The sequence below is a fragment of the Hymenobacter sp. CRA2 genome (assembly GCF_002007105.1).
Classification (GTDB): Bacteria; Bacteroidota; Bacteroidia; order Cytophagales; family Hymenobacteraceae; genus Solirubrum.
Window position 1 is genome coordinate 80,572 of record NZ_MVBC01000011.1, and the last position, 13,873, is coordinate 94,444.

Consider the following 13,873-nt stretch of genomic DNA (forward strand, 5'->3'; position numbering starts at 1 on the left):
CTGACTGGATAGGTTGCCCTTACGCATGAAGAAACTCGATAAGCTGATCTTGCGGGCCTTTTTCGGGCCGTTCTTACTCACGTTTGCAGTGGTGGAATTCGTATTCCTGACGCAGACGATGATGAAATACATGGATGACTTGGTCGGCAAGGACTTGGGGACCGGTGTTATCCTGCAGCTGCTGATGTATTTCAGCGTGCTCATCGTGCCCATTTCGCTGCCACTGGCCGTGCTGCTCTCCTCGCTGATGACCTATGGCAACCTGGGCGAACACCACGAACTGACGGCTATCAAAACCTCAGGAGTATCGTTGGTGCGCATTCTGCGGCCGATCATGGTGTTTAGCGTGTTGCTGGCCGGGTTTGCGTTCTGGTTCAACAATACCATTGTGCCCAAGGCAAATCTGGAAGCATACAGCCTGCTTTGGGACGTGCGGCAGCAGAAACTGGCCCTAGACATTCGAGAAGGGGTATTTTATAACGGCATTCCTGGCTACACCATCAAGGTCAACCGCAAGGGCGGCGAAAATGGGGAAAAGCTCTACGGCGTTATCATTTACGACCACAACGGCAGCAGCGGCAACATGGCCATGGTGCTGGCCGACTCGGGACGCATGGCCACGCGCTACAACGGGCAGTATTTGGGCCTGGAGTTGTTCAGCGGCCGCAAGTACGTGGATCAGCCGAGCGCGCGCGACCGAACCGGGGCAGGGTTTCTGCAACAGCGCTTCGACCGCACCGACATCGTATTCTCGCTAGCCTCCTTTGCTATGGACCGCACCAAAAAGGAGCTGTTTGCCGACAATAAAATCATGCTCACGCTGCCCCAGTTGCACGGTTTTGTGGATTCCGTCCACACGCAGCTCAACAAAGAGCGGAAGCAGCTGGCCGTGCAGATGAACCCGTATTTCCTCTACCAGCGCTTTGATACGACCGGGCAAACGCAGGCGCGCCGCACGGCCAACTGGCAAGTGCCCGCCAACCGCCTGCCCGCGGCTAACGCTTCCATGGCGCAATCGGCTGCGAACCGTGCCCGCAACATGCGCGCATTCCTCAGCAGTTATTCCGAACGATTGGCCAGCACGGCCCGCGAAGCCGGCAACTACCGTATCGAGGTATTTCGTAAATACACGCAGTCGGTGGCCATCCTGGTTATGTTCCTGATAGGTGCCCCCCTAGGCTCTATTATCAAGAAAGGCGGCTTGGGCGTGCCGGTGCTGGTGTCCATACTTTTCTTCATTATTTTCTACGTCGTGTCCATCATCGGCGAGAAGTATGGCCGCGAGGCCGTGATGCCCGTGGGGCTGGGCATGTGGATGTCGAACGTAGTCTTACTACCTGCGGGGCTGTTTTTCCTCTACCAAGCCCGCCGTGATTCCAGCTTGTTTGAAGTGGATTTCTGGTTGCGGCTCTCGCGCAAGCTGCCAACGTGGCTTAGACGTAAACCAGCGGTGGTCGCCTCAGCTGGTTAGCACGCTGCTTTGGAAGCATAGGATATAGTTTGGCCGGGTATACCCGGCCAAACGCTTTTAAGGCAATGCTAAGGAGTGGCCGACTCAGGCAACTGTCCATGCAGTCGAATATTTTCTTACCTTTGCGCCACGCCTTGCTAAGTTGCCGGCGTATACCCTTTTTCACACTTCTTAATCCAAGACGGGGCTTTCTCCCTATCTGCCGATGAAACTCACCACCGAGGCCAAGCAGGCCATCTTCGAACAGCACGGCGTTGCCAAGACCAAAACCGACACCGGTTCGGCCGAATCGCAAATCGCACTGTTCACCACCCGGATTAACCACCTGACGGAGCACCTGAAAGTCAACAAGAAAGACTTCTCGACCCGTCTGGGCCTGCTCAAGCTGGTAGGTAAGCGTCGCCGTCTGCTCAACTACCTGCAGAACCGCGAAATCAACCGCTACCGCGCCATCATCAAGGAGCTGGGCATCCGTAAGTAACCCACTCCAGAAAAGCAGGGAGCCCGCCGGCCGGGTTCCCTGCTTTTTTTGCGCTGCCCGGCACACCTTGTTGGCCGGGCGCGTTGTTTTACAAAAGTGCCGGATTCGCCGGCTGGCCCCCAGCGGCCCCGGCTTCGCTGCCCTCGCTGTCAATCATCCAAAGCTACCCCCGAAGGAATGCCTCCTTACAACGCGGTTACCAAACACATTACTCTGCCGGACGGCCGGCAGATTTCCCTCGAAACCGGCAAGCTGGCCAAATTCGCTGACGGCGCCGTTGTGGTCCGCCTCGGCGATGCAATGCTGCTGGCCACGGTGGTGTCGCAGCCCAGCTCGCGCCCCGACGTGGACTTCCTGCCGCTGTCGGTGGACTACCAGGAGAAATTCGGCGGTGCCGGCAAGATTCCTGGCTCGTTCCAGCGCCGCGAAGGCCGCCTTTCTGACTACGAAGTGCTCGTGTCGCGCCTTGTAGACCGCATCCTGCGCCCGATGTTCCCCAAGGACTATCACTACGAGGTGCAGGTAATGATTACCCTGATTTCGGCCGATAAGGACGTACAGCCCGATGCTCTGGCCGCCTTGGCCGCTTCGGCCGCCCTGTCGGTTTCTGATATTCCCTTTGCCGGCCCCATCTCGGAAGTGCGCGTAGCGCGCATCGATGGTCAGCTGCAGATTAACCCCAAGACCTCGGACATCGAGCGTGCCGACATCGACCTCATCGTAGGTGCGACCATCGACTCGGTGGCCATGGTGGAAGGGGAGATGAACGAAGTGAGCGAAGAGGAGATGGTAGAAGCCATTGCCTACGCCCACGAAGCCATCAAAGAGCAAGTACGCGTGCAGCAGGAACTCGGCCAGGCCGTAGAGAAGTCGCACGTGAAACGCGAGTACCCCAAGTACGACGAGAACGACGATCTGAAGCAGCGCATCACCGAAGCCGTGTACCAAAAGGCCTACGAAGTAGCCAAATCGGGTAACACGAGCAAGGCGGGCCGCAAGGAGTCGTTCGGCGCCATCAAGAAGCCCCTACTGGAAGAGCTGCAGGCCGAAAACCCGGAGCTGGACCTGAAAATGTTTGGCCGCTACTACGGTTCGGCTGAGAAGAAGGCTATCCGCGACATGATGATCAAGGAGCGCACCCGCCTCGATGGTCGTCAGCTGACGGAAATCCGCCCTATCTGGTCGGAGGTGAACTACCTGCCCGGTGCCCACGGCTCGGCCCTGTTTACCCGCGGCGAAACCCAGTCGCTGACTTCGGTGGCCCTGGGTACCAAGCTCGACGAGCAGATCGTGGACTCGGCCATGGTGTCGGGCTACAACAAGTTCCTGCTGCACTACAACTTCCCGGCCTTCTCGACCGGTGAGGTGAAGCCCAACCGCGGCCCTGGTCGTCGCGAAGTAGGCCACGGCAACCTGGCCATGCGCTCCATCAAGAAGGTGCTGCCCGGCGAGGACGAAAACCCCTACACCATCCGCGTGGTGTCGGACATCCTGGAGTCGAACGGCTCCTCGTCGATGGCTACCGTCTGCGCCTCTTCCATGGCCCTGATGGACGCTGGCATCAAGCTTAAGGCGGCCGTTTCGGGCATTGCCATGGGTCTGGTGCAGGACAAGGAAACCGGTGAGTACGCTGTACTGTCCGACATCCTTGGCGACGAAGACCACCTTGGCGACATGGACTTCAAAGTCACGGGCACCGAGAAAGGTATTGTGGCTTGCCAGATGGACATCAAAATCCAGGGCCTGTCGCACGAAATCCTCACCAAGGCACTGCACCAGGCTCGTGAGGGCCGCCTGCACATCCTGGGCGAGATGAACAAGACCATCAGCGCCCCGGCTGCTGACCTGAAGCCCCACACCCCGCGCTCCACGAAGATTCTGGTCGACAAGGAGTACATCGGCGCCATCATCGGCCCGGGCGGCAAAGTGGTGCAGCAGATCCAGAAGGACACCAACGCGACCATCACCATCGAGGAGAAGGACGAGAAGGGCCACGTGTACATCTACACCTCCAACGCCGACGATATGGCGGCTGCCGTAGGTCGTATCCGCGGTATCGCGGCCACGCCGGAAGTGGGCGAGACCTACAGCGGTACCGTTCGCTCGATCCAGGCTTACGGTGCGTTCGTGGAGTTCATGCCGGGCAAAGACGGCCTGCTGCACATCTCCGAAGTGAGCTACGACCGTCTGCCCTCGCTGGAAGGCGTGCTGACGGTAGGCCAGGAAGTGAAGGTGCAATTGGTGGAGGTAGACAAGAAAACGGGCAAGTTCCGTTTGTCGATGAAGAGCCTGATGCCGAAGCCGGAGGGCTACGTGGAGCCGGCCGAGCGCCCCGAGCGGGGTGACCGGCCCGAGCGCGGCGACCGTCCGGATCGGGGCCCACGCCCCGACCGCGGTCCGCGTCCCGAGCGTGGCGAACGTCCGGAGCGTTTCAACCGCTAATTCCGTAGGAAGGCCATAATTGCTTGGCGCGAACTTTCGGTCAGATGCGGGTGTTAGCCCCATCTGACCGAGGTTCCTACCAAGAAACTCTCTCAAAGACCAACCTGCACCTTTTACCCTTCGCGCCCGTCTACAATGAGACAGCTAAAAATCAGCAAGCAGATTACCAACCGCGAAAGCCAGTCGCTGGACAAGTACCTCCAGGAGATTGGTAAGGTAGATCTGCTCACTCCCGACGAGGAGGTAACGCTGGCGCAACGCATCAAGGAAGGCGACCAGCAGGCGCTGGAAAAGCTCACCAAGGCCAACCTCCGTTTCGTGGTGTCGGTGGCCAAACAATACCAGAACCAAGGTCTGTCGCTGGGCGACCTGATCAACGAGGGCAACCTCGGCCTGATCAAAGCTGCCAAGCGCTTCGACGAAACCCGCGGCTTTAAGTTCATCTCCTACGCCGTATGGTGGATTCGCCAGTCCATCCTGCAGGCGTTGGCCGAACAGTCGCGCATCGTGCGTCTGCCCCTGAACCGCGTCGGTTCGCTGAACAAAATCAGCAAGTCCTTCTCGGAACTGGAGCAGAAGTTTGAGCGCGAGCCCTCGCCCGAGGAAATTGCCGAAGTGCTGGAACTGACCACCTCGGAAGTGGTGGATACGCTCAAGATTTCGGGCCGCCACGTGTCGGTGGACGCGCCGTTCGTGCAGGGCGAGGAAAACCGCCTGCTCGACGTGCTCGAAAACGAAGACGAAGAGTCGCCCGACATGGGCCTGATGAACGACTCGCTGCGCAAAGAAGTGCAGCGCGCCCTCTCCACGCTCACCAAGCGCGAGGCGGACGTTATTACGCTGTACTTCGGCCTCAACGGCGAGCATTCGCTCACGCTGGAGGAAATCGGCGAGAAGTTCAACCTGACCCGCGAGCGGGTACGTCAGATCAAGGAAAAAGCTATCCGCCGCCTGCGCCATACCTCGCGCAGCAAGGCCCTGAAGCCTTACCTGGGCTAATTACCTTCCTGGTTTTTGCCAGTATCAGAAACCCCGGCCCTATGGTCGGGGTTTTTGTTTGACCAAGTGGCAGCCCTTCGTTCGGATGCTCTGCCACAATGTTACTATTCGGCCATTCAGCCGCATCCTGACGCGGGTAGTACGAGTTTTGACTAGTACTTCCGCGGCGGACCTTACCTTTGCCGCTCCTTACGGAATTCGCTTTGCAACTCATGGAAACTATTGCCGCAGAACACGTCAAGTGTCTGATCATTGGCTCGGGTCCGGCCGGCTACACCGCCGCCATCTACGCCGCTCGTGCTAACATGCAACCCGTCATGTACCAAGGCCTGCAGCCCGGCGGGCAGTTGACTATTACCAACGACGTCGAGAACTTCCCCGGCTACCCCGACGGCATTATGGGGCCGGAAATGATGGAGGACCTCAAGAAGCAGGCCACCCGCTTCGGCACGGATATTCGCTACGGCCTGGCTACCTCGGTGGACTTTTCGGGCCATCCGCACCGCGTTACCATCGACGAGAAGCACACCATCACCGCCGACGCCGTCATCATTGCTACCGGCGCCTCGGCCAAGTGGCTGGGACTTGAATCGGAGGCCCGGCTGAACGGCTCGGGTGTATCGGCCTGCGCCGTGTGCGACGGGTTCTTCTACCGCGGCAAGGACGTGGCCATTGTGGGCGCCGGCGACACGGCGGCCGAGGAAGCTACTTACCTAGCCAACCTGTGCAACAAGGTGTACATGCTGGTGCGGAAAGGGGAGATGCGCGCTTCCAAAATCATGCAGAAGCGCGTGCTTGACAACCCCAAAATCGAGGTGCTGTTTGATACGGCTACCGACGAAATCCTTGGGGAGCACGCCGTGGAAGCCGTGCGGGTGAAAAATATCCTGACCCACGAAACGCGCGAAATTGCTGTTGAGGGTTTCTTCGTGGCCATTGGGCACGAGCCGAACTCCGCCATTTTCCGCGAGTACCTGCACCACGACGAGCAGGGCTACCTCAAGACCATTCCGGGCACGAGCAAGACCAACGTCGACGGCGTGTTTGCCTGCGGCGACGTGCAGGACTTCGTGTACCGGCAGGCCGTGACGGCGGCGGGCACCGGCTGCATGGCCGCGCTGGACGCCGAACGGTATCTGGCGGCGCTGGGCGTACACTAGGGCGCTGCTAAAACGGCATGCCAGGCTGGTCGAGGGATTCCGCGTGCTGACGTCGGATAGAAAATTCTATCAGGCAAGATGCCTAGGTCGCCTCGGCAGGACGCTCTTAGGGCCTGCGCTCCTGATAGAATACTAAAAATTGGATTTGGCCGTTGCAACGGGCCGTCTTGCCTTTCGGGCGAGGCGGCCCGTTTTGCTACGCTTCCGTACCTTTGCGGGCTCCCGAGGGCTGCGCCACCCAGCGTGGCCCGCGGGGCCTCCACCCATTCATATTGCACTTGTCAAACGCATTCAAACTCTGGCTGCTTGGATTGCTGGCTCTGCTGTTGAGCTTCAGTCCTGATGCGGCCCAGGCGCAACGGCGCCGCGCCGGTCAGCCCAAGGCAAAGGCCGGCACTCCGAAGGATTTCTTCAAGATCCGAGCCCCTAAAATTCGCTACGTACGCCCCGATACGTCGGTGGTCGTGGAAACCGAAGAGCTGCCCGACGACAACTCGGAAGCCGCCAAATCGGTGTTTAAGCCGGCCAAACCGCTGAGTATTGTCAGCGAGGACACCAGCACGCTCAACCTGGGGCAGCAGAGCATCGTCGAAATGTCCGAGGAAGTACTCATCGACTCCTCCTGGATCAAGGTGGCCGGCTACTACGCCATCTGGGACACGCGCTACGTGAACCCCTACCGCCGCGACCCCAGCCGCTACCGCGACACGCTCACGCTGCACCTGACCGACCCGGCCCGGCAGCGCATGGCCCGTATGCCGCTGAACACGACCCCGGTTACTTCCGGCTTCCGCTTCCGCGGCTACCGCTGGCACTACGGCGTGGACCTGGACCTGGAAACCGGCGACTCGGTGAAGGCCGCTTTCGACGGCGTGGTGCGCGTGGTGAACTGGGATGGTGGCGGCTACGGCAACTACATCGTGGTGCGGCACTACAACGGCCTGGAGACGGTGTACGGCCACCTAAGTAAGCAACTGGTGAAACCCGGCACCTTCGTGAAGGCCGGGCAGCTCATCGGCAAGGGCGGCAGCACGGGGCGCAGCACCGGCTCGCACCTGCATTATGAAGTGCGCTACGAGGGCAACCCCATCAACCCGGAGGAGATTTACGATTTCCCGGAGTACCAGCTGCGCAAGGAAAACCTGGCCATTACGGCGGCGCTGTTTAACTACGCCGGGCAGGCGGCCCGCATGAAAGCCGCCGTGCAGGCCCGCGCCAGCCGCGGTCAGCCCACGGCGGCCCGGCGCACGGTGTCGCACCGCATCCGCTCGGGCGACACGCTCTCGGAAATTGCCGACAAATACGGGGTTTCCCAGGCCCAGATTCGCCGGCTAAACAACATCACCGGCAAAACCACGCTGCGGCCCGGCCGTACGCTGCGGATCAAGTAAGTAGCTGAATTGGTGAATGGCTAAATGGTTGAGTGTTCTTGCCCTGTGAGAACAGCCAGCCATTTAGCCATTTTTGCCATTTGACAATCCAAGTATGATGAAACTCGACATTCTGGTCCTGGCTTCGCACCCCGACGACGCGGAGCTGTGCGCCGGCGGCACTATTGCCGCAGCCATTGCGCAAGGCAAAAAAGTAGGCGTGGTAGACCTTACCCGCGGCGAGCTGGGCACCCGCGGTACCCCCGAAACCCGGGCGCAGGAAGCCGCCGCCGCCGCCGAGCTGCTGGGCCTGAGCGCGCGCGAAAACCTGGGCCTGCCCGACGGCTTCTTCCGTAACGACCGGGAGCATCAACTGCCCATCATTGCCGCCGTGCGCCGCTACCAACCCGATATCGTCCTCTGCAACGCCATTCACGACCGGCACCCCGACCACGGCCGCGGCTCGCAGCTCTCGTCGGAGTCCTGCTTTCTGGCCGGGCTACGGATGATTGAAACCATCGGCGAGGATGGGCAGCCGCAGGCGGCGTGGCGCCCTAAGCAGGTGTACCACTTCATCCAGGACCGCTACATCAAGCCCGACTTCGTGGTCGACATCTCGGCGCACTGGGGAACCAAGCGCGCCTCGGTGGCCGCCTACGGGTCGCAGTTCAACGTGGCCGCGGATGGGCAGCCGCACACCCACATTTCCTCGCCGGAGTTCTGGCACTTCATGGAAGGCCGGGCGCGTGAGTTTGGCCACGCCATCGGGGTGGAGTTCGGGGAAGGCTTCACTGTGGAGCGGCCCATCGGGGTGCGCGACCTGAGCCAGCTGTTCTAAGCCCGTGGGCTGCGGGAGAAAAGGACAGGACGAGCTAAGACTCAAAAATTGATTATTCGAGCGGGGCGCTTGCCTGGACAAACGTCCGGGCTGGCGCTTTCAGCACTGCGACACATCTGTTCAACCCTAAAATCCCCCGGCCATGGGGCAGAAGGTGCTTGTGACCAACTACCACGTGAGTGAAGTCACGCATGCATCAATCAGCGAAATGGCGGAGACGCATTAGGGCGTAGACGAACCTGAACAAAACCGGCCGCTTCGCGTCGAGTACGAGATGCACACGACGAAGCGACCGGTTATTTTGTGGCCTGAATAAGCCTGGTAAAAGTCCATTCGAAAGGCCTCCCCTGATGATTTGAGCAGTTTATACTCTGCCCAAAGCGTCGGACCTGTATTTTCCGGCCGGCGCCAACTGGCATTGCGCTATATTTTCGCGGTGTTGTTCGGCCCGCGCTGCACTACTGTCCCCAATCCCTTCCCATGTCCATTACCTCCCAAGCCGACCTCAACGGCCTTCAGCAAATCAGTGCCGCCGTGGCCGCCACCCTGCAGCAGATGCGCGAATACGCCCAGCCAGGCATGAGTACCCAGGAGCTGGACGAGTACGGCGGCCGTCTCTTGACCGCGCTGGGCGCCCGCTCGGCTCCGCGCCTGACCTACGGCTTTCCGGGCTGGACCTGCATCAGTGTCAACCAGGAGGTGGCCCACGGCGTCCCCACCCCGCACAAAGTGCTGCGGGAAGGAGACCTGATCAACATCGACGTGTCGGCGGAGAAGGATGGCTTTTGGGCCGACAACGGCGGCTCGTTTGTGCTCGGCGCCGATGTGCACCAGCACCAGCCCTTGGTCGACGCCTCCCGGCAGATTCTGCGCACGGCCATCAGCCGCATCCGGGGCGGCGTGCGCATCGCCGACATTGGCGGGCTGATTGAGGCGGAAGCCCGCAAAGCCGGCTTCCGCGTTATCAAGAACCTCGTCGGGCACGGGGTGGGCCGCAGCCTGCACGAGGAGCCCAAAGAAATTCCCAACTACTACGACCGCCACAACCTGAAGCGCTTCAAAAAGAACTCGGTGGTGGCCGTGGAAACGTTCATCTCCACCCGCGCCAGCCTGGCCCATCAGCTCAGCGACGGGTGGACGCTGAGCACCAAGGACGGCAGCTTCGTGGCCCAGCACGAGCACACGCTGGTCGTCACCGACGGCCAACCGTTGATTCTGACCGCGGCCAACGGCATCTGGGACTAAGGCCAGCCCCAACCCAAGCCACGAAGTAGCAATAAAAAAAGCCCGGCTGCGAAGCCGGGCTTTTTTGCTAAAGCCAGATAGGGTTAGCGCGCGTTCAACCGGTTCTTCTTCCAGTTCGATACCGGCAAGGCCACGCTGCCCGTAGCTACGCCGCCGGCCGCAGCCGCCCCGGCGCCTTTCTGCTCGGTGAGCAGCTTGGCGGCCAGCACGGCGGCTAGCTGAGCCAGCTCGGGACTGGGCGTTTGCTGCAGCACGCTGGGCTGGAAATGGTCCTTGATGAAGTTCGTGTCGAAGTCGCCGGAGGTAAAAGCGGGGTGCCGGAGCACGTAGCTACCGAAGCCCAGGGTAGTTTCGATGCCGGTAATCTGGTACTCGTCGATGGCGCGCAGCATGCGGTCAATGGCTTCCTGACGGTTGGCGCCGTAGGTGACCAGCTTGGCAATCATTGGGTCGTAGTAGATGGGGATGTCCATGCCCTGCTCGAAGCCGTCGTCGACGCGCACGCCGGGGCCCTGGGGGCGCACGTAGGTTTGCAGACGGCCGATGTCGGGCAGGAAGTTGTTCTGCGGGTCTTCGGCGTACACGCGGAGCTCCAGGGCGTGGCCGGTGATGCTCAGGTCTTCCTGGCGGAAGGCCAGCGGCTCGCCCTGGGCCACCTTGATCTGCTCCTTCACCAGGTCGAGGCCCGTAATCATTTCCGTGACGGGGTGCTCCACCTGCAGGCGGGTGTTCATCTCCAGGAAGTAGAAGTTGCGCTGATCATCCAGCAGAAACTCCACGGTGCCGGCGCCAGTGTAGTTGCAGGCGCGGGCCACGTCGACGGCGCAGCGGCCCATTTCGGCGCGCAGCTCGGGCGTGAGCACTGACGAGGGCGCTTCCTCGATAACCTTCTGGTGGCGGCGCTGAATGGAGCATTCCCGCTCGAACAAATGCACGATATTGCCGTGCTCGTCGCCCAGCACCTGGATTTCGATGTGACGCGGCCCCGTCACGAACTTCTCGATGAACACGGAGCCGTCGCCGAAGGCCGAGGTGGCTTCGTTGATGGCCAGCTGCATCTGCTCCTCGAACTCGGCAGCCGCGTGTACCAGGCGCATGCCCTTGCCGCCGCCGCCGGCCGAGGCTTTGATCAGGATGGGGAAGCCCACCTGCTCGGCAATGCGCTTAGCCTCTTCCACGTCGCTGATGGCCTCGGCCGTGCCGGGCACCAGCGGGATGTTATAGGCCTGCACGGCTTGTTTGGCCGAGAGCTTGTCGCCCATGATGTTCATGGCCTCGGGCGAGGGACCGACGAAAATGAGGCCGGCTTCCTTGACCATGCGGGCGAAGTCGGCGTTTTCGGAGAGGAAGCCGTAGCCGGGGTGAATGGCATCGACGCCGAGCTGCTTACACACCTCGATGATTTTGTCGCCGCGCAGGTAGCTGTCCTTGGAGGCGGGCGGGCCCACGCACACGGCTTCGTCGGCGTAGCGCACGTGCAGGGCGTTGCGGTCGGCTTCGGAGTAGATGGCCACGGTCTTGAGGCCCATTTCGCGGGCCGAGCGCAGCACGCGCAGGGCAATTTCGCCGCGGTTGGCGACGAGCAGCTTGGTAATTTTCTTCATGCCAGATGGGGGCAAGGGGAGGGAGCAGGGTTAGGAAGGCCGAAAGTAATAAGCTCGGGCCGAACGCGCGGCGCTATGCCATTGGCAAGGGCGAAGCAGGCTGCCCGCTGGGCCTGGGTTGGAAGCCATTCAGACGGTGTTTTACGGGCAATCAGCGGACTTGAGCCGACCTCTATCAACCTCGGCTTGCGCCACCGAATACACTTTGCGAGCCAAGTGAATCTGAAAATTATGCAAGGTAAATATATGATATTCAGCTTTTTTGCCTGTATTTGCGTGCAGCCCATTTCGACTTCGGTGGTGCGCCTACAGTAAGCGGCGCGTCGTGTTCGGTGTACCCTCTGCCTTTGGGCCCTGCGGCCGACTCACCCAGCAAGCCTCCCAGAACCATTATGCGTATCCGCTTTGCTACCCGTTGGGTGGCGGTGGCCGCCTTGTGGCTACCCGCTACTGCCGCCGGGCTGACCGGTGCCCTGGTGCCCGCCTGCACCGAAGCTTCCCGGCCGCCCGCGCCGCCGCTGCCGCACTCGGCCCAAAGCTACGTGCGGCCCTACACGGCGCCGTTTGGCTACGGCTGTAACCTGGGCTACTACGGCCCCGCCTGGCCGGATGAGCAGTTGGCTGCCGCGGCCCGGGGGGCCGGGGTCAGCACCATCCGCTTGACGCTGCCCGAGCAGTTTCTGGCGCAGTGGGGCTGGGGCATACGCCGCGGCACCTTCGCTTACTACGCCGATTCGCTGGACCTCCGCGAGCTGGTGTGCTTCGTGGGGGAGCCCAGCCCCGCCCACCGCGACCCGGTGACCTACCCGGGCAGCCCGGAGCAGTCGAAGCTGTTTGCCAACCTCTATGAGCCGATCTGGCAGCCGGATGGGAGTGTTAACCCCCACAATTACTATGCGCAGTACCTCTACCAAGTGCTGCGGCGCTACGGCGGGCGGGTGCGCTTTTGGGAAGTGATAAATGAGCCGGACTTCATCACCGACCGCAGCAACCGGGAGTGGCTGGCGCGGGCGCCCACGCCGGCCGAGACGCCCAACGTGCGGGCGCCCATCTACCGCTACATCCGCACCTTGCGCATCACCTGGGAAGTGGTGAAAAAATACCAGCCGGACGCCTATGTGACGCCCGGCGGCCTAGGCTACCCCGAGTACCTGGATGCCTTACTGCGCTACTCCGACAACCCCCGCGACGGGCGCGTAACCAGCCAGTACCCGGCCACGGGGGGCGCTTATTTCGACGCACTGGATTACCACGTGTACCCGGCCTACGACCTGCGCCGGCGCGAGTGGCGGCGGGCGGGGCAGTTTGCCTATTCGCACCACTCCGACGCCGCCGCCGCGCAGGTGGTGGCGCACAAAAATGCCATGGAAGCCGTGCTGCACCGCTACGGCTACGACGGGCGCACATACCCGCGAAAGCCGGCCATCGTGACGGAAACCAACCTGAGCCGGCGCCCGGCCGACTGGCGCTACGGCTCCGACGAGCTACAGCGCAATTTCGGCATGAAGGCGTTGGTGCTGGCGCAGAAAAGCGGCATCCGCCAGCTGCACTTCTACCACCTGGCCGAAACGGCCCCGGCCCCGCCAGCGGGCAGCGCGGTGGATGGCACCACGGAATTTCAGCTCATGGGGCTCTACGAACAGCTGCCGGAGGCTACCGCTGGCCAGCCCAGGCTGACGCCGCTGGGTATGGGCGTGCGTGCTACGGCCAAATTGCTCGGAGGCCTCGCCTACGATGCGGCGCGGACGGCGGGGCTACAGCTGCCAGTCAGTGTGGAAGGCGCGGCCTTTGCCGATGCCCGGCGGGTGGTGTACGTGCTCTGGGCGCGCACCGCGCAGGATCGAAGCGAACAGGCCTCTGCTGCCTATTCCTTCCCGGCGGCGCTAAAAATCGGGCGGGTGCGGCAGTACGCCTGGGATGATGAGGCTGCAATGCAGAAGCCTGTGATACGCACAGCTCAGGACATCCTGCTCACCGGTACCCCTGCTTTCTTCGAGCCAGTGCCCGTTGGCAAGCCTCGGGTATTGATGGCAAAGGTTCATTTATGGCGAAGGTGAAGCCGTGGTAGTTGCATGAATAAGTTATAGTATAGGCTGTAATCAGGGAGGTGATAATTGTTTTATAGCAATAGTATTAAAGCAATAAGTGTGCGCAGCGGGCTGACGCCTGTTTTGAATCGTAAGCAAATCAGGCGGGCCTTGGATTTGTGGATGTTGCGGTGAATTTAATTGCGGCGCTTAGGTAGGTACACGCAGTGCTATGA

10 protein-coding genes are annotated in these 13,873 nt (G+C 61.2%); 9 read left to right on the top strand and 1 reads right to left on the bottom strand.

Going from position 1 to position 13,873, the window contains the following annotated elements:
* Positions 1-25: 25 nt before the first annotated feature.
* From B0919_RS17180 to map, 8 genes are all read left to right on the top strand, one after another.
* A complete protein-coding gene (locus tag B0919_RS17180) occupies positions 26-1,471 on the top strand; it encodes an LptF/LptG family permease (protein ID WP_078013518.1) in 1,446 nt (481 codons plus the stop codon).
* 205 nt (positions 1,472-1,676) lie between these two features.
* Positions 1,677-1,952, top strand: a complete 276-nt coding sequence (rpsO, locus tag B0919_RS17185) for a 30S ribosomal protein S15 (protein WP_078013519.1) — start codon at positions 1,677-1,679, stop codon at positions 1,950-1,952.
* A gap of 177 nt (positions 1,953-2,129) precedes the next feature.
* Positions 2,130-4,394 carry a polyribonucleotide nucleotidyltransferase gene (gene pnp, locus B0919_RS17190; RefSeq protein ID WP_078013520.1) on the top strand — a complete coding sequence of 755 codons (2,265 nt, stop codon included), beginning with the start codon at positions 2,130-2,132 and terminating at the stop codon, positions 4,392-4,394.
* Positions 4,395-4,529: 135 nt separating this feature from the next.
* Positions 4,530-5,393: an RNA polymerase sigma factor RpoD/SigA gene (locus B0919_RS17195; protein ID WP_044513580.1), complete on the top strand. Its 864-nt coding sequence runs from the start codon at positions 4,530-4,532 to the stop codon at positions 5,391-5,393.
* Positions 5,394-5,605: 212 nt separating this feature from the next.
* On the top strand, positions 5,606-6,553 hold the full coding sequence (gene trxB, locus B0919_RS17200; protein WP_078013521.1) for a thioredoxin-disulfide reductase: 948 nt from the start codon (positions 5,606-5,608) through the stop codon (positions 6,551-6,553).
* Between the two features lie 326 nt (positions 6,554-6,879).
* Positions 6,880-7,944 carry a M23 family metallopeptidase gene (locus B0919_RS25955; protein WP_317043897.1) on the top strand — a complete coding sequence of 355 codons (1,065 nt, stop codon included), beginning with the start codon at positions 6,880-6,882 and terminating at the stop codon, positions 7,942-7,944.
* Positions 7,945-8,041: 97 nt separating this feature from the next.
* The gene (gene bshB1, locus B0919_RS17210) at positions 8,042-8,761 is read left to right on the top strand and encodes a bacillithiol biosynthesis deacetylase BshB1 (protein ID WP_078013622.1); all 720 of its coding nucleotides are present in this window, start codon (positions 8,042-8,044) and stop codon (positions 8,759-8,761) included.
* A gap of 480 nt (positions 8,762-9,241) precedes the next feature.
* Positions 9,242-10,006 (top strand): type I methionyl aminopeptidase, encoded by a 765-nt coding sequence (gene map / locus B0919_RS17215; RefSeq protein ID WP_078013523.1) that lies wholly within the window; start codon positions 9,242-9,244, stop codon positions 10,004-10,006.
* 83 nt (positions 10,007-10,089) lie between these two features.
* Here map and accC read toward each other — a convergent pair whose 3' ends face one another.
* Positions 10,090-11,610: an acetyl-CoA carboxylase biotin carboxylase subunit gene (gene accC / locus B0919_RS17220; RefSeq protein WP_078013524.1), complete on the bottom strand. Its 1,521-nt coding sequence runs from the start codon at positions 11,608-11,610 to the stop codon at positions 10,090-10,092.
* 392 nt (positions 11,611-12,002) lie between these two features.
* Between accC and B0919_RS17225 the strand changes: the two genes are divergently transcribed.
* Entirely contained in the window at positions 12,003-13,667 is a 1,665-nt protein-coding gene (locus B0919_RS17225) for a hypothetical protein (protein WP_139362205.1), read from the top strand.
* The last annotated feature ends 206 nt before the right edge of the window (positions 13,668-13,873 follow it).